Genomic DNA, 25,079 nt, shown 5'->3' on the forward strand with positions numbered 1-25,079 from the left:
GTGGGCTCGGCACTTCCGCTCGGCGAGCCGGTCCCGCCCGACGGCTCGCTGCCGGCGGGCACGCGCGTCGACCCGGCCTCGCCCTTCGGCGTGTACCTCCATGTCCCGTTCTGCCGCGTGCGCTGCGGGTACTGCGACTTCAACACGTACACGTCGCAGGAGCTGCGGGGCGCTCGGCAGGAGGACTACGCCCACGAGGTGCTCCGCGAGATCGCGCTGGCGCGCGGGGTGCTCGAGCACGCGGGGGACATCCGCCCCGCGTCGACGGTCTTCTTCGGCGGCGGCACCCCGACGCTGCTGGCGCCGGGCGATCTCGCGCGCATGCTGGACGGCGTCCGCGACGCCTTCGGCATCGACCCGGGCGCCGAGGTGACCGTCGAGGCCAACCCCGACACCGTGACCGATGAGGTGGCGCAGGTCCTCGCCGACGCCGGCGTGACGCGCCTGTCCATCGGCATGCAGTCCGCCGTGCCGCACGTCCTGCGGACCCTGGATCGCACGCATCGCCCCGAGTCCATCGGGACGGCGGTGGCGGCTGCGCGGGCGGCGGGGCTCCACGTGAGCCTCGACCTGATCTACGGCGCGCCGGGCGAGTCCCTCGACGACTGGCGGACCTCGCTCACGGCGGCGCTCGCGCACGACCCCGATCACGTGTCGGCCTATGCCCTCATCATCGAGGACGGTACGGGTCTCGCCCGGCGGATCCGCCGGGGCGAGGTGCCCGCGCCGGACGACGATCTGCAGGCCGACATGTACGAGCTGGCGGACGGGATGCTCGCTGACGCCGGGTACTCCTGGTACGAGATCTCGAACTGGGCGCGGTCCGACGACGCGCGGTCGCGTCACAATCTCGCGTACTGGCGGGGAACGGACTGGTGGGGCTTCGGACCCGGCGCGCACAGCCACATCGGCGGCGTCCGCTTCTGGAACGTCAAGCATCCCGCCGCCTACGCCCAGCGCCTCGCGGCCGGAGAGACCCCGGCCGCCGGCAGGGAGCGCCCGGACGACGACGCGCGTGCGCTCGAGCGCGTGCTGCTGGGAACGCGCATCCGCGAGGGGTATCCGATCGCGGCGCTGAGCGCGACGGCGCGCCGGGGCGTGGCGGGTCTGATCGCCGACGGCCTCGTCGAGGGCCCGGCGGCGATGCGGGGGCGCATCGTCCCGACCCTGCGCGGAAGACTCCTGGCCGATGTGATCGCGCGCACCCTCACGTCGTGAGGCCTGCCGAATCGCCGCGGGCCCGGGAGGACCCGCCCGGCACGGTACCGGTAAGATTGGCACTCACGACCAACGAGTGCCAGCGAGGGGGATGATGGTCAGCGAACGGGGACTCCAGGTGCTGCGGGCGATCGTCCAGGACTACGTGGACACCCGCGAGCCGGTGGGCAGCAAGTCGATCGTCGACCGGCACGCCTTCGGCGTGTCCGCCGCGACGATCCGCAACGACATGGCCCTGCTCGAGGAGGAGGAGCTCATCGAGGCTCCGCACACCTCGTCGGGGCGCGTGCCCACCGACAAGGGCTACCGCGTCTTCGTCGACCACCTGGCCGAGATCCGGCCGCTGACCACCGCGCAGCGGCAGGCGATCGCCTCGTTCCTCGAAGCGCCGGGGGATCTCGACGACACGCTCGCCCGCACGGTGCGCGTGCTGTCGCAGCTGACCGGGCAGGTCGCTCTCGTGCAGTACCCGTCGTTCGCGCGCGCGACGGTAACCCACGTCGAACTCGTGCAGCTCGGGGGCGGGCGGATGCTGGTGATCGTCGTCACCGACACCGGCCGCGTCTCGCAGCGGCTGGCGTTCGTGCGCGACGAGTTCGACGAGGCCGAGCTCGGGCGCATCCGCGCCGAGCTCGGGACGATGCTCGTGGGTCGATCGGTGCGCGACGGACTGCAGCGTATCGGGGACCACCTCTCGTCGACGGCCAGCCTTCCGGCGCCGCTCGAGGAGGCGACGGCGGCCGTGTTGCGCGTGGTCGGCGAAGAGCTCGAGGAGTTCCGCCAGGATCGGCTGGTGATGGCGGGCAGCGCGAACCTGGCCCGGCGCGAGGCCGACTTCCGCGGCAGCATCTCGCCGCTGCTGGAAGCCATCGAGGAGCAGGTCACGCTGCTGCGGCTCATGGGCGAGATGGTCGCCGACGAGCAGGGCCTCGCGGCGAGCATCGGGCGTGAGAACCAGGCGTTCGGGCTCACCGAGGCGTCGGTCCTCGCCAGCGACTACGACTCGACGGTGGCCCGTGCCCGCATCGGCGTGCTGGGGCCCACACGCATGGACTATCCGAGCAATCTGGCTTCGGTGCGCGCGGTGGCGCGCTACCTGAGCCGTCTGCTCGACGAGGACGAGGCCGCCCGGTGACGGGCGGGCCGACGACACGGATGCCGCCTGCGGGCGGCCGGGAAGGCGACAGTGGCTGACCACTACGAAGTGCTCGGGGTCTCGCGCGATGCGAGCCCGGACGAGATCAAGAAGGCGTACCGACGGCTCGCACGCCAGCTCCACCCGGACGTCAATCCGGGTGAGGAGGCCGCCGAGCGGTTCAAGCTGGTCACGCACGCGTACGACGTCCTGAGCGACCCCGACCAGCGCGCCCGCTACGACATGGGCGGCGACACCGCGTTCGGCGGCGGTGCCGCGGGATTCGGCGGATTCAGCGACATCTTCGAGACCTTCTTCGGCGCCGCCGCCGGCGGCGGTCGCGCGGGTCGCCCGCGATCGCGGCGCGAGCGTGGCCAGGATGCCCTCGTGCGCGTCACGCTCGACCTCGGCGACGTCGTGTTCGGAGTCCACCGCGACATCGAGGTCGACACGGCCGTGCTGTGCGAGACCTGCGAGGGCTCGTGCTGCCAGCCGGGCACGTCGCCCGTCACGTGCGACATCTGCCACGGCTCCGGTCACGTCCAGCGGCAGGTACGCAGTCTCCTGGGGAACGTGGTCACGTCGCAGCCCTGCGGCGTCTGCCAGGGCTACGGAACGACGATCCCGTACCCCTGCGCGACGTGCCAGGGTCAGGGGCGCGTGCGCGCGCGCCGCACCGTGTCCCTCGACATCCCGGCCGGCGTCGAGAGCGGACTCCGCCTGCAGCTGCCGGGGTCGGGTGAGGTCGGCCCGGCGGGCGGCCCCAACGGCGACCTGTACGTCGAGGTCACCGTCTCGCCCCACGACGTCTTCAGCCGCGACGGCGACGACCTGCTCGCGACGCTCGAGGTCTCGATGCCCGACGCGATCCTGGGCACCTCGACCACGATCGAATCGCTCGACGGCCCCGTCGACCTCGAGGTGCGTCCCGGCGTCCAGTCCGGCGACGTGCTCACGATCAAGGGACGGGGGATCACGCCCCTGCGCTCGACGCAGCGCGGTGATCTGCGCGTGGGCGTCCACGTGGTGACTCCGACGCGGCTGGACGCCAAGGAGCGCGCCCTCATCGAGGACTTCGCCCGGCGCACCAAGGCACCGGCGCCGCGACTGGGCGAGTTCCAGCAGGGTCTGTTCGCCAAGCTCCGCGACCGGTTCCGCCACAGCTGACATGGTCCTGCACTTCGTCGCCGAGGAGGCCGCCTCCGCGCAGCCCGGTGACACGCTCGTGCTCGCGGGCTCGGAGGCGCATCATGCCGCCACGGTCCGCCGACTCCGGGCGGGGGAGCACGTGACGGTCGGCGACGGCCGCGGCGCGTGGCTCGAGGGGGTCTGCGAGGCCGCCGCCGCGCGCGAAGTGGTCGTGGCCGTCCGGCAGCGGCGCGACGTGCCGGCGCCGACGTCGCGGCTCGTGCTCGTGCAGGCACTGGCGAAGGGCGACCGCGACGAACTCGCGATCCAGGCGGCGACGGAGCTGGGCGTCGACGGCATCGTGCCGTGGCAGGCGGCGCGCAGCATCTCGCGGTGGGAGGGCCCCAAGCGGGAGAAGGGTCTGGCGCGCTGGCGCACGATCGCACGCGAGGCCGGCAAGCAGGCGCACCGCGCCTGGCTGCCGGAGGTGGAGCCGATCGCGGGCACCGCCGACATCGTGAAGCGGGCCGCGCAGTCCCGTGTGCTGGTGCTGGAGCCGACCGCCGACGAGCCGCTCACGCGAATCGACGCGGGCGATCGGGCCGAGACGCTGCTCGTCGTCGGTCCCGAGGGCGGCATCGCCCCCGAAGAGCTCGCCGCCCTCGCCGCTGCGGGCGCCCGCTCGGTGCGCCTGGGCGACACGGTCCTGCGCACGTCGACGGCGGGGCCCGCCGCGATCGCCGTGATGAGCGCCCGCCTCGGACGCTGGTGACCCCCGTCGGTAGACTGATGGGCATGAGCGAACCTTCGATCTTCACGCGCATCCTCACGGGCGAGGTCCCGTCCGAGATCATCGCGCAGACCGACAACGTGTTCGCGATCCGCGACATCGCGCCGAAGGCGCCGGTCCACCTTCTGGTGATCCCGAAGTCCGGGCAGTATCGCGACGTCGTCGAGCTCGCCGCCGGCGATCCCGGGCTGCTGACCGAGATGATCTCGCTGGCGGACACGCTGGCGGCGGAGCACTCCGACGGGGACTTCCGCCTCGTGTTCAACACCGGACCGAATGCCGGGCAGACCGTGTACCACGTGCACGCCCATGTGCTCGCGGGCTCGCTCGAGGAGAAGACCCTCGGTGGCTGACGACACGCCTGCCGTCGAACGCATCTACGCGGACGGGGTCGCCATGGTCCAGCTGCTCGGGCCCCAGGACCGCCTGCTGCGCGTCATCGAGCGCGAGCATCCCGATGTCGACGTCCACGTGCGCGGCAACGAGATCACGCTGACCGGTGAGCACCGCGCCGTCAGCGCCGCCCGCGAGCTCGTCGACGAACTGCTCGCGATGACGCGCTCGGGCCACGGACTCGAGCCGACCGACGTCGCCAGCTCCAGCCGCATCCTGCGCGCCGAGGGCGGTCCGCGGCCGTCCGAGGTCCTCGGCGAGGCGATCCTGTCCTCGCGCGGCAAGGTGATCCGCCCCAAGACGCTCGGCCAGAAGGGCTACGTCGACGCCATCGACGAGAGCACCATCGTGTTCGGCATCGGCCCCGCCGGCACCGGCAAGACGTACCTGGCGATGGCGAAGGCCGTGCAGGCCCTCCAGCGCAAGGAGGTCAGCCGCATCATCCTGACGCGTCCCGCCGTCGAGGCGGGGGAGCGGCTCGGGTTCCTCCCGGGCACGCTGACCGACAAGATCGACCCGTACCTGCGGCCGCTGTACGACGCGCTGAACGAGATGATGGATCCCGAGCTCGTCCCCAAGCTGATCGCGACCGGAACGATCGAGGTCGCTCCGCTGGCGTACATGCGCGGCCGGACCCTCAACGACTCGTTCGTCGTCCTCGACGAGGCTCAGAACACCACGCCCGAGCAGATGAAGATGTTCCTGACGCGCCTCGGCTTCGGCACCCGCATGGTCGTCACCGGCGACATCACCCAGGTCGACCTGCCTCAGGGGGCATCCGGACTGCGGCTGGTGACGCGCGTGCTGAGCGACATCGACGACATCCACTTCTCCTACCTGACCAGCGACGACGTCGTCCGCCACACGCTCGTGGGACGCATCGTCGACGCGTACAGCGAGTACGACGAGCGGCGACTGGCCGCCCGGCGCGAGCGCGACGAGGCGTCGGAGCTGGCGAACCGGGCGGAGCGTCGCGGCCACATGCGGCCGAGCGGGCCGCGCGATCATCTTCCGAAGCGAGGACGCTCATGACGATCGAGATCAGCAACGAGTCCGGCGCGCCGGTCGACGAGGCCGTGCTGCTGCGCCTCATGGAGCACAACCTCGCTGAGCTGCACGTCAGCCCCGACGCGGACGTCGCGATCCTCGCCGTCGACGAGGGTGCGATGGAGGCGCTCCACGTCCAGTGGATGGACGAGCCCGGCCCCACCGATGTGCTGAGCTTCCCCATGGACGAGCTGCGTCCGGGCACCGAGGACCAGCCTGCTCCGCCCGGCCTCCTGGGAGACATCGTGCTGTGCCCGCAGGTGGCCGAGACCCAGGCGGTCGCCGCGAAGCACTCGACCCTGGACGAGCTGATCATGCTGACCACGCACGGCCTGCTGCACCTGCTCGGCTTCGACCACGCCGAGCCTGACGAGGAGCGCGAGATGTTCGCCCTGCAGCGCGACCTGATCGCCTCGTTCACCCTTTCGGAAAGGCGGCGCGGCCGTTCATGACCGCAGCACTCCTGCTCATCGTCGCAGCTGTCCTGCTCGCCTTCGGCGCCCTCATGGTCGCGCTCGACGCCGCACTGTCGGTGACGTCCCGCGCCGACCTCGCCGACCTCGGCGCGTCGGGTCGCAACGCCGTCAGCCTGCGGCGGATCGCGCACGATCCCGACGCGCACACCAACGCCGTCGCCTTCATCCGCGTGCTCGCCGAGACGACGGCGGCGGTGCTGGTCACCGTCGCGTTCACGCTCATCTTCGACAACATCTGGTGGGCGATGCTCGCCGCGGCGCTCATCATGACCGCGGTGTCGTACGTCGTCGTGGGCGTGAGCCCGCGCAACGTCGGGCGGCAGCACGCGCGCGGTCTGCTGCGCGCGGGGGCCCCGATCGTGCGGGGCACGCGCGTGCTGCTCGGTCCCCTCGCGCACGGTCTGGCCGCGGTCGGCACGACGCTGACGCCCGGGGTCTCCCGCAGCGGCGCGTTCGCGTCCGAGGAGCAGCTGCTCAGCATCATCGACGACGCCGCGGAGAACGAGCTGATCGAGGAGGACGACCGGGAGCTGATCCACTCGGTGTTCGACTTCACCGACGCGTTCGTGCGCGAGCTCATGGTGCCGCGCACGGACATGGTGACCGTCGACGCGACGGCCACCACCCGCGACGCGATGGCGATCTTCCTCGAGAAGGGCGTGTCGCGCATGCCGATCGTGGACGCCGACGCCGACGACATCGTGGGGCTGCTGTATCTGAAGGACCTCGTTCAGTTCGGGTTCCAGGGCGAAGCGGGGTGGCGCGACGAGCCGATCCTGCGGATCGCGCGGTCGGCGGTGTTCGTGCCCGAATCGATGAAGGCCGAGACGCTCCTGCAGCAGATGAAGCGCGACGCCGTGCACGTGTGCATGGTGATCGACGAATACGGCGCCGTGTCGGGCCTGGTCACGCTCGAGGATCTGATCGAGGAGATCGTCGGCGAGATCGTCGACGAGTACGACCCGCGCGGCGACGAGGTGGTCGAACTGGCCGCCGGCCGCTACCGCGTGAGCGCGCGCATGAGTCTCGACGAGGTCGGAGACCTCTTCGGCCTGGAGCTCGAGGACGAGGACGTCGACTCGGTCGGCGGCCTGCTGGGCAAGGCGCTCGGCCGGATCCCGCAGCCGGGCGCGACCGGTGAGCTGTCCGGACTGATCATGACCGGCGGCGCGTCGCGCGGGCGGGGGCGCCTGGCCACGGTGATCGTGGAGCGCGCACCGGATGCCGAGGACGACCAGGATGCCGATCCCCGCGCCGGCGACGCCGAACCCGTGCGTCCCCGGACGGCCGAGATCCGCGTCGTCAAGGCGGCGAAGGACCGTGGCAAGGCCAAGCAGAAGGGCGGCGCAGCGTGAGCGACCAGGATGCACCGGCGGAGGCCGGAGACTTCCACTCGGGCTTCGTGACGTTCGTGGGACGGCCGAACGTCGGCAAGTCCACGCTCACCAACGCTCTGGTGGGCGAGAAGATCGCCATCACCAGCGACAAGCCGCAGACGACGCGCAGGGCGATCCGCGGAATCCTGAACCGTCCGGCGGGACAGCTCGTCGTGGTCGACACGCCGGGCCTGCACCGGCCGCGCACGCTGCTCGGCCAGCGATTGAACGACCTCGTCGAGCAGGTGCTCGGCGACGTGGACGTCATCGGGTTCTGCGTCCCGGCGACCGAGAAGGTCGGGCCGGGGGACAGGCGCATCGCGGAGTCGCTCGACGGGTACGCCCGCGCGAAGAAGGTCGCGATCGTGACCAAGACGGATTCGGCCACGCGCGATCAGGTCACCGAGCGGCTCATGGAGGTCGACGCGCTGCGCGAGGACTGGGCGGCCGTCATCCCGATCTCATCGCTCACGCGCGACCAGCTCGACGTGCTCACCGACGAGGTGCTGGCACTGATGCCCCCGGGGCCGGCGCTGTACCCCGAAGGGGTCGTGACCGACGAGTCCGAGGACGACCGCATCGCCGAGATCATCCGCGAGGCTGCGCTCGAAGGCGTGCGCGACGAGCTTCCCCATTCGATCGCGGTCGTCGTGCAGGAGATCGCGCCTCGCGAGGACTCCGACCTCACCGACGTCTACGCAGACATCGTCGTCGAGCGGGACAGCCAGAAGGCCATCATCATCGGCCGCAAAGGCAGCCGGCTCAAGGACGTGGGCGCGCGGGCGCGGGCCCAGATCGAGCCGCTCGTGGGCGGGAGGATCTACCTGTCGCTGCACGTGCGCGTGGCCAAGGAATGGCAGCGCGATCCCAAGCAGCTCGGGCGCCTGGGGTTCTAGGCCCGGCTCACCCGGCCACGGGACGCAGGGCCGAGAACACCGCGACGCGGTCGGGCCCCCAGCGCTCGTCGGCCGCGCGCTGCCACGTCCCGTCGTCCCAGACGACCTGGACCCGGAGCCGCCCGTCGTCGGGGAACGACGACAGGTAGGCGTCGCCGAGCAGTTCCGGCAGTTCTTCCTGGATCGTCAGCAGCTCGTCCTCGGTCCCGGCGCCCGGCTCGCCGCCGGTGGGGTCCTCGGGGGCCATCGGGTCGTAGAGCGCCAGCAGCATCGGGGGCGCGGTCGACGTGAACCGCTCTCCGTCGTAGGTCCCCTGCACCGCGTACGCGCCCCACGTCACGTCTCCCGCGGACTCGAAGCCGTCGACGCCCTGCCAGCTCCAGCCGGCGAGCGGGATGCCCGAGCACTGGGGAGGGTACGACTCGGCGATCGCCCCGAGGCACAGTTCGACATCCCCGCCGACGTCCATGACCGTTCCCTGCGCGATGACCTCGCCCGCGGGCGGCGGCGGCGCGGAGCCCCCGGTGGGTGCGCCGCCCGATGTCCCGGTTCCGGGCGTGGCGCACCCGGTCAGGGCGAGGACGGCGATGGCCGACGCGACGGCGAGGGGTGCGGCATGACGGCGGCGACTCAGAGGGCTCATACTCCGACAGTGTCGGGCGCGCGACGATCGTCTCGCGCGGACCGGCAACGGCAGCGCGTTCGCCACGGGGTCGCTGCCGGGTGTACTCTTGCGCTATGCGTGTCGACTCGCTGCTTCTCCTTAGCCGCCGCGACGGGGCCTCGATCTAGGGCCTTCCTCGTCGCGGAGCTTGTCGTCGGCCCCCATCTTCGAAGACGAGAGTAGAAGCGACATCATGGAGAACTTCCAGCAGCCTTCGGGCATGCCGATCCACAAGTATCGGCCGTATCACGAGCAGATCTCGGTCGAGCTGCCCGACCGCACCTGGCCGGCACGCCGCATCACGCAGGCGCCGCGGTGGTGCGCCGTCGACCTGCGCGACGGCAACCAGGCGCTCATCGACCCGATGAGCCCAGAGCGCAAGCGGGTCATGTTCGACCTGCTCGTGCGCATGGGCTACAAGGAGATCGAGGTCGGGTTCCCGTCGGCGAGCCAGACCGACTTCGACTTCGTGCGCCAGCTGATCGAGGACGGCCTGATCCCCGACGACGTCACGATCCAGGTGCTGACGCAGTCCCGTGCGCACCTGATCGAGCGGACGTACGAGTCGATCCGCGGCGCCAAGCGCGCGATCGTCCACCTCTACAACTCCACGAGCATCCTGCAGCGCGACGTGGTGTTCCGCACCGACCGCCAGGGCATCATCGACATCGCGCTGGAAGGCGCGCGCCTGTGCCGCGAGTTCGAGAAGCGCGTGCCCGAGACGAAGGTCTTCTACGAGTACTCGCCCGAGAGCTACACCGGCACCGAGCTGGAGTTCGCGGTGGACGTGTGCAACCAGGTCCTGGACGTGCTCGAACCCACGCCCGAGCGCAAGGTGATCATCAACCTGCCCGCGACGGTCGAGATGGCCACGCCCAATGTGTACGCCGACTCCATCGAGTGGATGAACCGGCATCTGAACCACCGCGAGAACGTCATCCTGTCGCTGCACCCCCACAACGACCGCGGCACCGCCATCGCGGCCGCCGAATTGGGCTACATGGCCGGCGCCGACCGCATCGAGGGCTGCCTGTTCGGCAACGGCGAGCGCACCGGCAACGTCGACCTGGTGGCGTTGGGCATCAACCTGCTGACGCAGGGGATCGACCCGCAGATCGACTTCAGCGACATCGACCAGGTCAAGCGAACCGTCGAATACTGCAACCAGCTGCCCGTGCACGAGCGCAGCCCGTGGGCGGGCGACCTGGTCTTCACGGCCTTCAGCGGATCGCACCAGGACGCGATCAAGAAGGGCTTCGAGGCGATGGAGGCCCGCGCCGTCGTCGAGGGCGTGTCGGTGGACGAGCTGGAGTGGGCCGTGCCGTACCTGCCGATCGATCCCAAGGACCTGGGGCGCTCGTACGAGGCGGTCATCCGCGTCAACTCGCAGTCGGGCAAGGGCGGGGTCGCCTACCTGCTCAAGACCGATCACGCGCTGGATCTGCCTCGGAAGCTCCAGATCGAGTTCTCGGGTGTCGTGCAGGCCAAGACGGATGCCGACGGCGGCGAGGTCACGAGCGACCAGATCTGGTCGGTCTTCACCGACGAGTACCTGCCCTCGGCGGTCGCCGACGACCGCTGGGGTCGCTTCGAGCTGCTGTCGACGCGCACACAGAGCGACATGTCGGGCGATGTCGGCCTCGACGTCACCATGCGCGACGGCGACGACCGCGTCTCGGCGTCCGGGCACGGGAACGGGCCGGTCGCGGCGTTCCTCGAGGTGCTGCGTGCCCACGGCTTCGACGTGACCGTGTACGACTACGTCGAGCACGCTCTCAGCGCCGGCGGCGACGCCCAGGCGGCCGCCTACGTCGAGCTCCAGGTCGACGGCGAGCGCCTGTGGGGCGTGGGCATCGACGGCGACATCTCGACGGCGTCGCTCAAGGCGATCGTCTCGGGTGTCAACCGGGCGATCCGCACTCGGGAGCGCTCGGCCGAGCTCGCCGCCGTCTGATCCATCGCCGCTCCGCTCGCGCAGGCTCTCGAGCCGCCGCGAGCGGAGCGGCGCGTTCGGGGTCGGGTGGTGACGAACCGAGGAAACGTCGGCTCCGCGACCGTGGTCGTCGGCTTCTCCGTTCTATCGTGAGGCGACGACTCCCGACGATCGGAGGACCAGCGCATGCCCGAGACCCACGATGCATCCATGGCCGTCATCGGCGGCACCGGTCTCGAGGAGGCGTTCGCCTCCCTCGACCGGCACGAGACGATCCCGACGCCCTACGGGCCGACGTCGGCGCCGGTCGCGCTCGGGACGCTCGCGGGCCGCTCGGTGGCCTTTCTGCCGCGCCACGGCGCCGGGCACGCGCTGCCGCCCGGTGCGGTGCCGGCACGCGCGAATCTGTGGGCGCTGGCACGGTTGGGTGTGCGGGCGATCGTGTCGTCCGCGGCGGTCGGGTCGCTGGACGCGTCCTTCGCCCCCGGGTCGCTCGCGGTGCCCGACCAGCTGCTGGACCGCACCCACGGACGGGCGGACTCGTACTTCGACGGCGAGCCCGGAATGGACGTCGGACCGGTTCGGCATCTGCCGTTCGCTGACCCGTTCTGCCCGGTCGTCCGCGAGGCGGTGCGGGCGGGTCTGCCCGATGCCGCCGACGGCGCGACGGTGGCGGTGATCCCCGGTCCCCGCTTCTCGACGAGGGCGGAGTCCCGTGCCCTGCGGGCGGCGGGCGCCGATCTGGTCAACATGACGCTGCTCCCCGAGGTGGCCCTGGCCTGCGAGCTCGGCATCGGCGTGGCCACCGTGTGCGTGGTGACGGACATGGATGCGGGCGTCGATGCCGACGACGCCGAACGCGTGAGCGCCGACATCGTCTACGCGCGCTTCGCCGAGGCGCTGCCGCGCGTCGTCGCCGGGATCGAGCGCGCCGTCGATGCGATCCCGCACGACTACGCGGGCCGGATGCTGCTGGATGATCGCGCGCGTCCGGATGTGCTCGACCGCCCCGCGCGGGACGCCGACCCGCGACTCGGCCGATGACGGCGCTGCTGGTCACCGGCGGCGCGGGGTTCATCGGATCCCGTGTCGTGCGGGCCGCGCGGGCGCGCGGGTGGCGCGTGCGCGTGCTGGATGCGCTGCGCGCCGATGTCCACGCCGCCCCTCCTGACCTCGGCGACGACGTGCAGCTGATCCGCGCCGACGTGCGCGACCGCGATGCGGTCGAGCGGGCCCTCGAGGGGATCGACGTCGTCAGCCATCAGGCCGCGAAGGTGGGTCTCGGGGTGGACTTCGACGATGCGCCGGACTACGCCGCCGTCAACGTCGTCGGCACCGCGGTCGTGCTGGCGGCGATGCGGGCCTGCGGCGTCGGGCGCCTGGTGCTCGCATCCTCGATGGTCGTCTACGGCGAAGGTGCGTACCGCCTGCCGGGCGGCACGGCTTTCGTCCGTCCCGCGCCGCGCCTGATCGCCGACCTCGAGGCGGGCGTCTTCGACCCGCGCGATCCCGGCACCGGCGCGGTGCTGGAGCCGGCGTCGATCGACGAGACCGGCGCGACCGATCCGCGGAACGTCTACGCGCTGACGAAGCTCGCTCAGGAGCACCTCGCCGCCAGCTGGGCGCGCGAGACGGGCGGCAGCGCGGCGATGCTGCGCTATCACAACGTCTACGGGGCGGGCATGCCGCGTGACACCCCCTACGCGGGTGTCGCGGCCATCTTCCGATCCGCGCTCGCGCGCGGCGAGGCGCCGAGGGTGTTCGAGGACGGGGGGCAGCGCCGGGACTTCATCCACGTCGACGACGTCGCCGCCGCCGGCCTGGCGGCCGCGGACTGGACGGCGGGCGCCGGTGGTGCGGCGCGGCCCTTCAACATCGCCACCGGGCAGGTCACGACCGTGCACGATCTCGCTCGCGCGCTCGCACAGGTCATGGGCGGCCCTGCCCCCGTCGTCACCGGCGAGTACCGGGCCGGCGACGTTCGCCACATCACCGCCTCGGCGGCGCGGGCGCGGCGCGAACTGGACTGGTCCGCCGCCATCGGGCTGGAGGAGGGCCTGAGGTCCTTCGCCGCGATGCCGGGCGCCTGAGCGCGTCAGACGGCGGGCGCGCCCGCTGCGGGCAGACGGATGTCGAAGCGGCAGCCTGCCGCCAGATTCCGCACGGCGACATCGCCGCGGTGCGCCTGCACGATTCCCCGCACGATCGCGAGCCCCAGACCCGCACCGGGCGGTGCGCCGTCACCGGCGTGCGGGGTGCGGGCGGCGGAGCCTCGCCAGCCCGCGTCGAACACCCGCGGGAGGTCGGCGTCGGGAATGCCGTCGCCCTCGTCGATGACCGAGACGGTCGGTCGCCCGTCGACGACCTCGGTCCGGACGGTGACGACGCTGTCTCGCGGCGTGTGCTGGGCGGCGTTCATGACGAGGTTCCCGATCGCCCGCGACATCTCCGCCGGGTCGACCGAGACGACGAGGTCATGGTCGAGGGTGCTGTCCACCACGACCTGACGGTCGCGGATCGCCGGACGTACAGCGGCGACGGCGTCGCTGACGACGTCGAGCAGGGAGACGTCCATGAGCGTCAGCGGCCGGGAGCCCGACTCGAGCCGCGACAGCTCGAAGAGGTCGTCGACCATCCCCGCCAGCAGATCCACCTGCGCCCGCATCTGGCGCAGGTAGCGGTCGGGGTCGTCGGCCATGCCGTCCTCGAGTGCCTCGGCCATGGCGCGGATCCCGCCGAGCGGCGTGCGCAGATCGTGCGAGATCCAGGCCACCAGCTCGCGCCGCGCCGCCTCCAGACGCGCCTCCCGCTCGCGGGAGTCCTTCAGCTGGGCGCTCGTCTGGGCCAGTGCCGCCTCGAGGCGCGAGAGCTCGGTCCCGACGGTGAGCGGCGACGCGGTGACGACCTCGCCCTGCGCGATGCGCTCGACGGCGCGCGACAGCGCGCGGGAGTTGCGGACGATCCACCAGCACACCGCCGCGCCGACCAGTGCAGAGCTCAGGCCTGCGGTGATCGAGACGGCGATCGCGACGACCAGGTCGTGACCCGACAGGTACATCAGGTTCGCGACGGTGATCATGCTGATCACGACGGAGGCTACCCCGGCCAGCAGCGCGACGATCAGCTGGACGAACAGACGAACGTGCCGCAGCATCAGCAGCACGAGGACGCACGCGCCTCCGACCGCCAGGCTCACGATGGAGGTGACGGCGGTGACCGAGAGCAGGTCGGGCAGGTTCACGAGTCCGGACGATCCTGTTCGCGCGGGGGTTCGCCCGCCGGCTGGAACCGGTAGCCGACGCCCCACACGGTCACGAGATGCCGCGGGTTCGCCGTGTCGGGCTCGATCTTCTCGCGCAGGCGCCTCACGTGGACCGTGACGGTCGACAGATCCCCGTACGTCCACCCCCAGACCGACTGCAGCAGGGTCTCGCGGTCGAACGCCTGATGCGGTCGGCGCGCGAGGAAGGCCAGCAGATCGAACTCGCGGACCGTGAGCGCGAGATCCTGTCCGTCCATGCGTGCGATGCGCGCGGCCGGGTCGACGAAGAAGCGCCCGACCGAGACCGGCTCCTCGGATGCCGGCTCCGCGAGCGCGCGGCGCATCACGGACTGCACCCGCAGCACGAGCTCCCGCGGCGAGAACGGCTTGGTGACGTAGTCGTCCGCGCCGGCCTCGAGACCGGTGATGCGGTCGTCGGCCGAGGTTCGCGCCGTCAGCATGAGCACGGGCGTGTCCCGCTGCTCGCGGATGCGGCGGCAGGTCTCGATGCCATCGACGTCGGGCAGCATCAGGTCGAGCACCACCAGGTCGGGCGACAGCGCCGCCACCTTCTCGAGCGCTTCGCGGCCGTCCGCGGCTCGGTCGACGATGAAGCCCGCCGCACGAAGGTAGGTCGTGGCCACCTCGGCGACCGTGTCGTCGTCCTCGACCACGAGCACGCAGCGACCCGCAAGGTCTCCCGCGGGTGCGACCGAATCGGCGATGCTCACGCTCTCACCCTACGACCGCGGCGGCGAGTCGGTCGGGTGAACGCCCGCCGGCGACGCGACGCTTCCGTGTTCCGTAATGGTTGCCCTGCTGACGGCGGGCCTCGCGCGCTCTACGGTCGGATCATGGAGTCCCTGGACATCGTGCTTCCGTGCCTGGACGAGGCCGCGGCGCTGCCCTGGGTGCTGCAGCGCGTCCCGGAGGGGTGCCGGGCGATCGTGGTCGACAACGGCTCCACCGACGGATCGGCCGACATCGCGCGCGCCCACGGCGCGATCGTCGTGACCGAGCCTCGTCGCGGGTTCGGAGCGGCCGCCCACGCCGGACTGCTGGCGGCGACCGCGCCGCTCGTGGCGTTCTGCGACGCCGACGCGTCGCTCGACCCGGCCGAGATCGCACGCCTTGCCGCCGTCGTGGAGGCCGGCGAGGCGGACCTGGTGCTCGGTCGTCGGCGCCCCACGTCGCGTGGTGCCTGGCCGTGGCATGCCCGCGCGGCGAATCGCGTTCTGGGTGCTCGCATCGGAAAGGTCGCCGGCATCCGGCTCCACGACCTGGGGCCGATGCGGGTGGCACGCCGCGAGGCGCTCGTCGCCCTGCAGCTGCGGGACCGGCGGAGCGGCTATCCGCTCGAGATGGTGCTGCGGGCCGCAGCGGCCGGATGGCGCATCGCCGAGCGGGACGTGTCCTACCGTCCCCGCGTGGGGGCGTCGAAGGTGACCGGCACGGTGCGGGGAACCCTGACGGCGGTCGGCGACATGTCCCGCATCCTGTCGGAGGCGTCGCGATGAGTGAGCCTCCCACGATCGTCGTCGTCGCCAAGGAGTGCCGTCCGGGCCGTGTGAAGACGCGACTGACGCCGCCGCTGTCTCCCGAGCAGGCAGCGACGGTCGCCGAGGCGGCGCTGGAGGACACGCTGACGGCTCTCGGGGCCATGCCCGCCGCGCGCCGCGTCCTGTTCTGGGACGGAGCGCCTCGGAGGAACGCCGACGTCGCCGGGTGGGAGATGATCCGCCAGCCGGACGGCACGCTCGACGAGCGACTCGGTTTCCTGTTCGACCACATGGCCGGGCCGACCCTCCTCGTGGGCATGGACACCCCGCAGATCGCGTCCCCGCTGCTCGACGGACCGCTCAGCGTCTGGCCCGAGGAGGTGGACGCGTGGCTCGGCCCCGCCGCCGACGGCGGCTTCTGGGCGCTGGCCATGCGGGAGCCCGACGGGACCGTCGTGCGAGGCGTGACGATGTCGCGGCCCGACACGGGGGCAGCGCAGCTGTCGCGCCTGCTGTCGGCGGGGCTCCGGGTGCGGTTCCTGGCCGAGCTCACCGATGTCGACGACGCGCGGGCGGCGGCCCGCGTCGCGGATCAGGCGCCGCATTCGCGCTTCGCGCGGGCATGGCGGTCGGCGATGCCGGAGGGTGAGCAGTGACCGGGCGGCCCGGAGAGACCACGTTCGCCGCCGGGGGCGGCGAACCGTGGGGCTTCGCGCTCCAGGGCGAGGGCGGCGGGCGGCTGCATCTGCGACGCGTGGCGGGCGACGCCGTCGAGGAGGTGTGGTGGGTCGACGCGCTGTGCGGGCCGGCCGACGCGGCGGATCTGTCCATCCTCGGCGCCGCCGAGGGGCCGCTGCTGGACGTCGGCTGCGGTCCCGGTCGCATGGTGCGCGCCGCGGCTGCGAAGTCCTCGGCGGCGCTCGGGATCGACGTGTCGGCCGATGCGGTGTGGCGGGCGCGCGCGGCCGGAACGCCGGCGCTCGTCCGCTCGATCTTCGAGCGCCTGCCCCTGGAGGGGCGGTGGCGCACGGTGCTGCTGCTGGACGGGAACATCGGGATCGGCGGAGACCCCGACGCGCTGCTGCGCCGCTGTCGCGACCTGCTCGCCCCCGACGGGTTCGTGGTGATCGAGACCGCTGGGTCGGCGGACCTGGACGACCGGGCGGTGTTCACGGTGCACGACGACCACGGTCGCGTCAGCGCGCCGTTCGCGTGGGCGCGGATCGGCTGGGCGACCGCGGAGCGGTGCCTGGCCGCGGCCGGGTTCGACCGGTGCGAGCACTCGGTCGTGGCCGAGCGTCACATCGTGCGCGCCTGCCGCCCGCGCACGGACCCGACGACCACGGCCACGACGGCGACGCCGATGGCGACCAGCCAGCCGACGGCCAGCACCATCACGTAGTCGACGGTGTGGACCGTGTCGTTGCGGGGTCCGAGGAACCGCACGACGATCCCGGGCACGGCGATGAGGGAGCAGCATGCGGCCGTCACGAGCGCACTTCGCGCGACGGCTGACGCTGCGGGTCCGATGCGTGAGGTGACCCGACGGCCGGTGAGCGCGATCGCGACCACGAGCGGCGCCAGGAGGCCGTCGTGGAGGACGATGGCGGCGAGCGCCCACGTGAGCACGCCGACGTAGTCGGCCGGAGGAATGGAGACGAGCGCCATGACGATCGCGGCGATGATGAGGGCGACACCGCACGCGCCGAGGACGATGCGCGCGATGTCGGTGCGCCGCAGCGGAGGGTCGACGATGATCATGTCGTCACCTCGACGGCGCTCAGCCATTTGGTCTGGCGAACGCCCGGTCTGCCCGGCGCGATGACGCGTGCGGGATAGCCGTGCTCGATGTCGAGCGTCTCGCCGCCCAGCCGCAGCGCGATCAGTGACAGGGGATCGGAGACGTACTCGTGGCGCATGCGCGACGTCGCGAACGCGCCGCGCGTCTGCAGGCTCGTGAAGCGCACATCGCTGTCCGGGCCTGCTCCGACGAGCGCGATGACGTCCTGCACGCGGACGCCGGTCCATACGGCGTTCTGACTCCACCCCTCCACACACGCGATCGGAAGCTCCACGGTGTGCTGCGGCATCGACCGCAGATCCATCAGCGACAGGTCGGCGGAACCGTCGGGGCCCACGACCGTCAGACGCCATTCCGGCGAGCGGGCGGAGGCGATGACGCCGGCCTCCGCGGCGGTCCGGTTGACCGGAAGCCCCTGCGGGCCGATGCCCGGACGGCGCGGAGCGAGCACGGCGAGCGGGGCGAGCGGGGCGACGGTCTGCCCGGCCGTGGCGAGCGCGACGACGCCCGCCGCGGAGCCGACGGCGATGAGCGCGCCGCGCCGCGACACGCCCTCGGCGACGGTCGGCTGCCGCTCGGTGTCGGGATCGGGCGCGTCGGGCCACGTCCGCGGCTCGGTCGGTTCGTCCTCGGAGGATCCGTCCGGGCGACGACGCCAGTACGCCTGAATGAGCGGGAGCTTGATTCCGATGTGGAGGATCATCGCCCCCACCAGCACCCACGCGAGCACGAAGTGCACAGCGCGGAACGAGAAGGGGAACGGATACCACTGGGCGATGTTCATCACCCCGAGCGCCACCTCGAGCACGGCGGCACCGACGAGCAGGGCGATCGAGCCCCGCTCGAGCAGCGTGACCGGCCCCGAGACGGGCGGCCACGCGAACAGGCGCGGATACACGCTCCAGAGCTTTCCCAGCAGCACGGGGATGAGCGCGAGGCCCGTGATGACGTGCAGTCCCTGGGTCACGCGATACAGGTGGACCGGGCGCGGGAGAAGCGGCAGCCAGTCCAGCGGGTTCTGCAGCACGTGGCTGTAGAGGCCGGTGGCGAAGCACACGATCAGCATCACACCCAGCACCCGGCCGAGCACGACCGTCGTGCGGGTTCGGCGCCCCGGTGTGCGGGTGCGTGCCCGGGCGGCGCCGAACGCGCGCTCCAGCCGATCGGAGGCACGTGCGGTGAGACTGGCCATGACTCCAGGCAACACCCGATCGGGGCCGCAGATCCTTACAGTCCGCGGATGCCGTGGCGTCCGCCCGTTCGCGACCGGGGCGGCGATAATCGAGGGGTGCCCACCTACCGTGACGAAGCCGTGGTCCTGCGCACCCACAAGCTGGGCGAGGCGGACCGCATCGTCACCATGCTCTCGCGCCGCCACGGCAAGGTCCGCGCGGTCGCCAAGGGCGTTCGGCGCACCGGCTCGCGGTTCGGCTCCCGCCTCGAGCCGTTCATGGTCGCGGACGTGCTGCTGTACGAGGGCCGCAGCCTCGACATCGTCCAGCAGGCCGACTCGCTGGGCGCGTACGGCGCGGACATCGTCGTGGACTACGACCGGTACACCGCGGCGAGCGCCATGGTCGAGACCGCCGATCGGCTCAACGAGGCCGAGGCGACTCCCCAGCAGTACCTGCTGCTCGTGGGCGGACTGAGATCGCTTTCGCGGGGCGAGCACGGCGCCCGCAGCATCCTGGACTCCTACCTGCTGCGCGCCATGGCGCTGTCGGGCTGGGCTCCCGCGCTGACCGGCTGTGCGCGGTGCGGCGCGACGGGAGCCCACACCTCGTTCGTCGCCCAGCTGGGCGGCATGGTGTGCGCGGACTGCGCACCGGCCGGATCGGCACGCGTCGACGATGCCACGGCGGGCCTGCTCACCGCGCTCATGGCGGGGGAGTGGGATATCGTCGACGGCGCGTCGCCGCGCGCGACCGCCGCCGCGTCGGGCCTCATCGCCGCGTACGCGCAGTGGCACCTCGAGCGCGGCATCCGCTCGCTCTCCCACGTCTCATCGGAGCCATCGCGATGACCCCCAAGCCCTACACCCACCGCGACGCCGTGCCGTACCGGCCCATCGACTGGACCGGCGTGCATCCGCCCGCCTTTCCGCGCGGAGGCGTTCCGAATCACATCGCGATCGTCATGGACGGCAACGGCCGCTGGGCGAACCGGCGCGGCCTCACGCGGGTCGAGGGGCATAAGGCCGGCGAGGAGGTGCTGCTGGACGTCGTCGCCGGAGCGATCCAGGCCGGCGTCAAGCACCTGAGCGTCTACGCCTTCTCGACGGAGAACTGGGCCCGTTCCCCCGACGAGGTCCGGTTCCTGATGGGCTACAACCGGGACGTCCTGCACCGGCGACGCGATCAGCTGAACGAGTGGGGGGTCCGCGTGCGCTGGGCCGGCCGCAAGCCCCGGCTGTGGGGCTCGGTGATCAAGGAGCTGCAGTTCGCCGAGCAGCTCACGCGCGACAACGACGTGATGACCCTCACGATGTGCATCAACTACGGCGGTCGCGTCGAGCTCGTCGACGCGATGCGCTCGATCGGACAGCAGATCGCCGCCGGGAGCCTCAAGCCCTCGGCGGTGACCGAGAAGCTGATCCGTCGGAACCTCTATCAGCCGGACATGCCCGACGTCGATCTGTTCATCCGCTCCAGCGGCGAGCAGCGGACCTCGAACTTCCTGCTGTGGGAGTCGGCGTACGCCGAGTTCGTCTTCCTCGACACGCTGTGGCCCGACTTCTCGCGCACCGACCTGTGGCAGGCGATAGCGCTCTACCTCGATCGGGACCGGCGCTTCGGCGGCGCCGTCGACACCCCGGACAGCCCCGCCGGCAGCTGACCCCGGCGGCCGTGTCCCGACGATCGGGCACCACGGCGGGCGACGGATACGACAGGTCCGGGCGGCGGCGGGACGATCGAACAGACCTCCCCTCCGGCAGACCGTGCGTGGTCGCATCCGAACGACGCGCCCCGGTGTTCCGGCCCTCGGACGCCGGCGACGCACCCTTCTGCCCCGACCTCTCTCCACATCGGGCTCCCGCCCAGGCGGGTTCTGGGACAATGGGGCGATGTCCACTGCCCTCGCACCCGCCCGCACCCTGCGCATCGGCCCGATCGAGCTCGATGCGCCCGTCGTGCTCGCGCCGATGGCGGGCATCACGAACACCGCCTTCCGGCGCCTGTGCCGCGAGTACGGGGCCGGGCTGTACGTCAGCGAGATGATCACGTCGCGTGCGCTCGTCGAGCGCAACGCCACGACGATGCGGCTGATCACGCATCACGAGTCCGAGACGCCCCGCTCGATCCAGCTGTACGGCGTCGACCCTGCGACCGTCGAGTCCGCGGTGCGCGTGCTGGTCGAGGAGGACCGTGCCGATCACATCGACCTGAACTTCGGCTGCCCCGTGCCCAAGGTCACCCGCAAGGGCGGCGGTGCTGCCCTGCCGTGGAAGCTCGAGCTGTTCCGCGACATCGTGACCCGCGCCGCGCGCGCGGCCGGCGACATCCCGCTGACGGTCAAGATGCGCAAGGGCATCGACGCCGACCACCTGACGTACCTCGATGCCGGGCGCATCGCCGAGGACGCCGGGGTCGCCGCCGTCGCGCTGCATGCGCGGACGGCGGCGGAGTTCTACTCGGGCCAGGCGGACTGGTCGGCGATCGCGACCCTCAAGCAGGCCGTCACGAGCATCCCGGTGCTCGGCAACGGCGACATCTGGTCCGCGGCCGACGCCGAGCGGATGATGGCCGAGACCGGCTGCGACGGCGTCGTCGTCGGGCGCGGGTGCCTCGGCCGCCCGTGGCTGTTCGGCGACCTCGCCCGCACCCTCGGTGCCCTCGGTGCCGCCCCGGGCGAGCCCGTCGACGCGACGCTGGGCTTCGTCGCCCGCGCGTTCCGGCGCCACGCCGAGCTGCTGGTGGAGTTCTTCGACGACGAGGGCCGCGGCTGCCGCGACATCCGCAAGCACGTCGCGTGGTACTTCAAGGGCTACCCCGTCGGCGGCGACACGCGAGCGCGTCTGGCGACCGCATCGAGCCTGGCCGAGATCGACGAGATCCTGGCCACGCTCGACCTCGACGCGCCGTACCCCGGTGCTGCGGCCGAAGGCCAGCGCGGACGCGCCGGCACGCCCAAGCGCCCGGCGCTCCCGCACGGGTGGCTGGAGTCGCGCGACCTGGGCGCGGAGGCGTCGACGGCCATGTGCGAGGCGGAGCTCGACCACAGTGGCGGGTGAGTCCCGCTCGTCGGGGGCGGCGACGTGGCGACCCGACGGCTACGACGACCGGGATGCCGAGCGCTTCGGCGCCGAGCGGCATCGCTCACAGCGGGACGACTTCGCGCGCGATCGCGCTCGGGTGCTGCACTCCGCGGCGCTGCGGCGGCTCGCCGCCAAGACGCAGGTGCTCAGCCCCGCCTCCCCGGCGGACTTCGCACGCAACCGCCTCACGCACTCGCTCGAGGTCGCGCAGGTCGGCCGTGAACTGGCCACCGCGCTCGATCTCGCGGCGGACGTCGTCGACACCGCGTGCCTCAGCCATGACCTCGGGCATCCGCCCTTCGGCCACAACGGCGAGCGCGCTCTCAACGACTGGGCCGAGGACATCGGCGGCTTCGAGGGGAATGCGCAGACCTTGCGGATCGTGTCGCGGCTCGAGCCGAAAGTGATCGGCGAGGACGGCACGAGCCTGGGACTCAACCTCACCCGCGCCAGCCTCGACGCCACGTGCAAGTATCCGTGGACGAGCGAGCATCCGCTCCCCGATCCCGGCGGCCGGCTCAAGTACGGCGTGTACCCCGACGACGAGGCTGTCTTCCGGTGGATGCGCCAGGACGCACCCGGTCGTGTGCGCTGCATCGAAGCCGAGGTCATGGACCTCTCGGACGACATCGCGTACTCGGTGCACGACTTCGAGGACGCCATCATGAACGGCTATCTCGATCCGGCGCTTCTGGCCGACCCCGCCGAGCACGAGGCGCTGCTCGACGCCATCCAGTCCTGGGTCGGATTCGACTTCGCCCGCGACGAGCTCGCCGACTCGCTCTACCGTCTGATGCGGATGCCAGTGTGGATCGACCGGTTCGACGGCTCTCGGCCGGCGCTGGCCGGCCTCAAGAACCTCACCAGCGACCTCATCGGGCGCTTCGCGCGGGCCGCGACACACGCGACCCGTGAGTCGTACGCGACTCCGTCGCTCACGCGCTACCGTGCCCATGTGGTCGTCCCGCGCGTCATCGAGGCCGAGATGGCCGTGCTCAAGGGGATCATCGGCGCGGTGGTCGTCTCGATCGACGGCCGCAAGGAGCTCTACAAGGAGCAGCGGCGCGTCCTCAAGCGGCTGGCGACGGCCCTGTGGGAGCGGCCCGGAGAGCTCGATGCCATCCACGGCGCGGACTTCCGGGCGGCCGAGTCCGATCGTGACCGGCGGCGTGTCGTCGTCGACCAGGTGGCGAGCCTGACCGATCAGCTCGCCATCTCATGGCACGGTCGTCTCGTGGGCGATGTCGATGCGGCCTCCCTCGGCATCTGGGCGCCGGGAGCCAGACCCGGCCCCTCCGTGCGCGCCGAGGTCGGCTGATGCCGGGCCGGATACGCCAGGCCGATGTCGAAGAGGTCAAGGCCCGCACCGACATCGCCGACATCATCGGCGAGCGTGTCGCGCTCAAGCCCGCCGGCGTCGGGTCGATGAAGGGACTGTGCCCGTTCCACGACGAGCGCAGCCCGAGCTTCAACGTCCGTCCGCAGGCCGGCTTCTACCACTGCTTCGGCTGCGGTGAATCCGGCGACGTCTACTCGTTCCTGCGGGCGATGGACCACGTGACCTTCACCGAGGCCGTCGAGAGGCTCGCCGGGCGCATCGGCTACACGCTCAACTACGAGGACGGGGGAGCGGCCCCGGACGGCACCGGTCGCGCCCGTCTGTACGCGGCGAACTCCGCCGCGGCGGAGTTCTACCGCGGTCAGCTGTCGTCGCCCGAGGCCGAGACCGCGCGCCGGTTCCTGGGCGAACGCGGCTTCGACGCCGGCGCGGCCGCGCATTTCGGCGTCGGCTACGCGCCCAAGGGCTGGTCGGCCCTCCACACGGCGCTGCGCGGCCAGGGGTTCTCCGACGAGGAGCTCAGCGCGGCCGGGCTCGTGTCGCAGGGTCAGCGCGGCGTGTACGACCGCTTCCGCGGTCGTGTGATCTGGCCGATCCGCGACGTGACGGGTCAGGTGATCGGCTTCGGCGCTCGGCGTCTGTACGACGACGACAAGGGTCCGAAGTACCTCAACACCCCCGAGACCACGATCTACCGCAAGGCCCAGGTGCTGTACGGGCTCGATCTCGCCAAGCGCGCGGTCTCACGGGAGCACCGCGTCGTGGTCGTCGAAGGCTACACCGATGTCATGGCCTGCCACCTGGCCGGCGTGACCACCGCCATCGCGACGTGCGGCACGGCGTTCGGGTCCGACCACATCACTGTGCTGCGCCGCGTCATGGGGGACGATTCCGCCGCGGGCGAGGTCGTGTTCACGTTCGACCCGGATGCGGCGGGCCAGAAGGCGGCGCTGCGGGCGTTCGCCGATGCCAAGCGGTTCAATGCGCAGACGTATGTCGCGACCGGGCCCGAGGGCCTGGACCCGTGCGATCTGCGTCTCGCCCGCGGCGACGCGGCGGTGCGCGGTCTTGTGGAGCAGAAGACCCCGATGGTCGAGTTCGTGCTCGATCAGCGCATCAGCGGGTACGACCTCGCGAGCGTCGAGGGCCGTGTCGGCGCTCTGCGGCAGTCCGCGCCCGTCGTGGCCGAGCTGCGTGATCCGCTGCTGCAGCCGGAGTACGTCCGCGTCCTTGCGCGGCGCCTGGGCATGGACACCGAGGACGTGCGTCGCGAGGTGGAGAGGGCTGGCCGCGCCGAGAACCGACGTCCGGCACCCACGCCGCGTCCGGGACCGGACGAGCCCGCTCCCGAGCCTGTGGCGCGGGTGACCCTCGCGGGGCTCCCGCGCACGGCCGAGGTCTCGCTCGAGCGCGACGCGCTCATGGGCTTCCTGCAGTTCGGACACCGGCTCGACCGGGAGCTGGTGAGTCGTGCGCTGGCGCACCCCTTCCGTCATCCCGCACTCGAGGCCGTCCGTCGGGCGGTCGCCGACGCGGGCGACCTGGAGCGCGCGGGCTGGGCCACCGAGGCGGTCGCCGCCGTGCGTGAACCGTATCGGTCGCTGGGCGGCGAGCTGCTGGCTGCGGACTTCCCGGCGCTCACCGACGCCGAGGCGGTGGCCTCGACGGCGGATCTCGCGCGACGGCTGCTGCTGCGCGCTCTCGACTCCGAGAAGTCCGAACTGCTCGGCGCGGTGCAGCGCGTGCCCGCCGACTCCGAGGAGGGGCGCCGGATCCGGGTGCGTCTGCGGCAGCTCGACCAGGAGCGCCAGCAGATCATCGCCGACCGCTGAGCGCGTCGATGGTCCGTGTCGAAGTGGCGCTCGGG

At 71.9% G+C, this 25,079-nt stretch carries 25 protein-coding genes; 20 read left to right on the forward strand and 5 right to left on the reverse strand.

What is annotated here, in order from left to right; all coding sequences use genetic code 11:
- The 9 genes from hemW to era all read left to right on the forward strand — a co-directional run bounded on the left by hemW (position 1) and on the right by era (position 8,459).
- On the forward strand, positions 1-1,218 hold the full coding sequence (gene hemW, locus P0L94_04520) for a radical SAM family heme chaperone HemW (GenBank protein WES65338.1): 1,218 nt from the start codon (positions 1-3) through the stop codon (positions 1,216-1,218).
- A 94-nt stretch (positions 1,219-1,312) separates the two neighbouring features.
- Positions 1,313-2,353 (forward strand): heat-inducible transcriptional repressor HrcA, encoded by a 1,041-nt coding sequence (gene hrcA, locus P0L94_04525; GenBank protein ID WES65339.1) that lies wholly within the window; start codon positions 1,313-1,315, stop codon positions 2,351-2,353.
- 51 nt (positions 2,354-2,404) lie between these two features.
- A complete protein-coding gene (gene dnaJ, locus P0L94_04530; GenBank protein WES65340.1) occupies positions 2,405-3,520 on the forward strand; it encodes a molecular chaperone DnaJ in 1,116 nt (371 codons plus the stop codon).
- 1 nt (position 3,521) lies between these two features.
- Positions 3,522-4,253 (forward strand): 16S rRNA (uracil(1498)-N(3))-methyltransferase, encoded by a 732-nt coding sequence (locus P0L94_04535; GenBank protein WES65341.1) that lies wholly within the window; start codon positions 3,522-3,524, stop codon positions 4,251-4,253.
- A 23-nt stretch (positions 4,254-4,276) separates the two neighbouring features.
- Complete coding sequence (locus tag P0L94_04540; protein WES65342.1) at positions 4,277-4,624, forward strand: HIT domain-containing protein; 348 nt, start codon at positions 4,277-4,279, stop codon at positions 4,622-4,624.
- On the forward strand, positions 4,617-5,696 hold the full coding sequence (locus P0L94_04545) for a PhoH family protein (GenBank protein WES65343.1): 1,080 nt from the start codon (positions 4,617-4,619) through the stop codon (positions 5,694-5,696). The genes P0L94_04540 and P0L94_04545 overlap by 8 nt, the downstream gene beginning before the upstream one ends.
- A complete protein-coding gene (ybeY, locus tag P0L94_04550) occupies positions 5,693-6,163 on the forward strand; it encodes an rRNA maturation RNase YbeY (protein WES65344.1) in 471 nt (156 codons plus the stop codon). Before P0L94_04545 ends, ybeY begins: the two co-directional genes overlap by 4 nt.
- Positions 6,160-7,542 carry a hemolysin family protein gene (locus tag P0L94_04555; GenBank protein ID WES65345.1) on the forward strand — a complete coding sequence of 461 codons (1,383 nt, stop codon included), beginning with the start codon at positions 6,160-6,162 and terminating at the stop codon, positions 7,540-7,542. Before ybeY ends, P0L94_04555 begins: the two co-directional genes overlap by 4 nt.
- On the forward strand, positions 7,539-8,459 hold the full coding sequence (gene era, locus P0L94_04560; GenBank protein WES65346.1) for a GTPase Era: 921 nt from the start codon (positions 7,539-7,541) through the stop codon (positions 8,457-8,459). The genes P0L94_04555 and era overlap by 4 nt, the downstream gene beginning before the upstream one ends.
- Positions 8,460-8,466: 7 nt before the next feature.
- Here the strand turns inward: era and P0L94_04565 are convergent, their stop codons facing one another.
- A complete protein-coding gene (locus P0L94_04565; protein WES65347.1) occupies positions 8,467-9,102 on the reverse strand; it encodes a hypothetical protein in 636 nt (211 codons plus the stop codon).
- A 214-nt stretch (positions 9,103-9,316) separates the two neighbouring features.
- Here P0L94_04565 and leuA point away from each other — a divergent pair, with 214 nt between their 5' ends.
- From leuA to P0L94_04580, 3 genes are all read left to right on the forward strand, one after another.
- Positions 9,317-11,077: a 2-isopropylmalate synthase gene (leuA, locus tag P0L94_04570; GenBank protein ID WES65348.1), complete on the forward strand. Its 1,761-nt coding sequence runs from the start codon at positions 9,317-9,319 to the stop codon at positions 11,075-11,077.
- A 165-nt stretch (positions 11,078-11,242) separates the two neighbouring features.
- Positions 11,243-12,100 carry an MTAP family purine nucleoside phosphorylase gene (locus P0L94_04575; GenBank protein ID WES65349.1) on the forward strand — a complete coding sequence of 286 codons (858 nt, stop codon included), beginning with the start codon at positions 11,243-11,245 and terminating at the stop codon, positions 12,098-12,100.
- On the forward strand, positions 12,097-13,146 hold the full coding sequence (locus P0L94_04580; protein ID WES65350.1) for an NAD-dependent epimerase/dehydratase family protein: 1,050 nt from the start codon (positions 12,097-12,099) through the stop codon (positions 13,144-13,146). The genes P0L94_04575 and P0L94_04580 overlap by 4 nt, the downstream gene beginning before the upstream one ends.
- A 5-nt stretch (positions 13,147-13,151) precedes the next feature.
- On the opposite strand, the gene P0L94_04585 is transcribed toward P0L94_04580, so the two are convergent.
- Entirely contained in the window at positions 13,152-14,297 is a 1,146-nt protein-coding gene (locus P0L94_04585; GenBank protein ID WES65351.1) for a HAMP domain-containing sensor histidine kinase, read from the reverse strand.
- Positions 14,294-15,049 (reverse strand): response regulator transcription factor, encoded by a 756-nt coding sequence (locus tag P0L94_04590; protein ID WES65352.1) that lies wholly within the window; start codon positions 15,047-15,049, stop codon positions 14,294-14,296. The genes P0L94_04585 and P0L94_04590 overlap by 4 nt, the downstream gene beginning before the upstream one ends.
- Before the next feature lie 123 nt (positions 15,050-15,172).
- On the opposite strand from P0L94_04590, the gene P0L94_04595 reads away from it, so the two are divergent.
- The 3 genes from P0L94_04595 to P0L94_04605 are packed head-to-tail and all read left to right on the forward strand — an operon-like array spanning position 15,173 to position 17,219.
- Positions 15,173-15,835 carry a glycosyltransferase family 2 protein gene (locus P0L94_04595; protein WES65353.1) on the forward strand — a complete coding sequence of 221 codons (663 nt, stop codon included), beginning with the start codon at positions 15,173-15,175 and terminating at the stop codon, positions 15,833-15,835.
- Complete coding sequence (locus P0L94_04600; protein WES65354.1) at positions 15,832-16,473, forward strand: DUF2064 domain-containing protein; 642 nt, start codon at positions 15,832-15,834, stop codon at positions 16,471-16,473. The genes P0L94_04595 and P0L94_04600 overlap by 4 nt, the downstream gene beginning before the upstream one ends.
- Positions 16,470-17,219 (forward strand): methyltransferase domain-containing protein, encoded by a 750-nt coding sequence (locus P0L94_04605; GenBank protein ID WES65355.1) that lies wholly within the window; start codon positions 16,470-16,472, stop codon positions 17,217-17,219. Before P0L94_04600 ends, P0L94_04605 begins: the two co-directional genes overlap by 4 nt.
- Here the strand turns inward: P0L94_04605 and P0L94_04610 are convergent.
- Both P0L94_04610 and P0L94_04615 read right to left on the reverse strand, forming a co-directional pair.
- The gene (locus tag P0L94_04610; protein ID WES65356.1) at positions 17,117-17,578 is read right to left on the reverse strand and encodes a hypothetical protein; all 462 of its coding nucleotides are present in this window, start codon (positions 17,576-17,578) and stop codon (positions 17,117-17,119) included. The two genes, P0L94_04605 and P0L94_04610, sit on opposite strands and share 103 nt — an antisense overlap.
- Complete coding sequence (locus P0L94_04615) at positions 17,575-18,810, reverse strand: molybdopterin-dependent oxidoreductase (GenBank protein ID WES65357.1); 1,236 nt, start codon at positions 18,808-18,810, stop codon at positions 17,575-17,577. Before P0L94_04615 ends, P0L94_04610 begins: the two co-directional genes overlap by 4 nt.
- Positions 18,811-18,906: 96 nt before the next feature.
- Here P0L94_04615 and recO point away from each other — a divergent pair, with 96 nt between their 5' ends.
- The 5 genes from recO to dnaG all read left to right on the forward strand — a co-directional run bounded on the left by recO (position 18,907) and on the right by dnaG (position 25,044).
- The gene (gene recO / locus P0L94_04620; GenBank protein ID WES65358.1) at positions 18,907-19,641 is read left to right on the forward strand and encodes a DNA repair protein RecO; all 735 of its coding nucleotides are present in this window, start codon (positions 18,907-18,909) and stop codon (positions 19,639-19,641) included.
- Positions 19,638-20,453 (forward strand): isoprenyl transferase, encoded by an 816-nt coding sequence (locus P0L94_04625; GenBank protein ID WES65359.1) that lies wholly within the window; start codon positions 19,638-19,640, stop codon positions 20,451-20,453. Before recO ends, P0L94_04625 begins: the two co-directional genes overlap by 4 nt.
- 229 nt (positions 20,454-20,682) lie before the next feature.
- Positions 20,683-21,849, forward strand: a complete 1,167-nt coding sequence (gene dusB, locus P0L94_04630; protein WES65360.1) for a tRNA dihydrouridine synthase DusB — start codon at positions 20,683-20,685, stop codon at positions 21,847-21,849.
- Positions 21,839-23,191: a deoxyguanosinetriphosphate triphosphohydrolase gene (locus P0L94_04635; protein ID WES65361.1), complete on the forward strand. Its 1,353-nt coding sequence runs from the start codon at positions 21,839-21,841 to the stop codon at positions 23,189-23,191. The genes dusB and P0L94_04635 overlap by 11 nt, the downstream gene beginning before the upstream one ends.
- Positions 23,191-25,044: a DNA primase gene (dnaG, locus tag P0L94_04640; protein ID WES65362.1), complete on the forward strand. Its 1,854-nt coding sequence runs from the start codon at positions 23,191-23,193 to the stop codon at positions 25,042-25,044. The genes P0L94_04635 and dnaG overlap by 1 nt, the downstream gene beginning before the upstream one ends.
- The last annotated feature ends 35 nt before the right edge of the window (positions 25,045-25,079 follow it).

This window comes from Microbacter sp. GSS18, assembly GCA_029319145.1.
Taxonomy (GTDB): domain Bacteria; phylum Actinomycetota; class Actinomycetes; order Actinomycetales; family Microbacteriaceae; genus Microbacterium.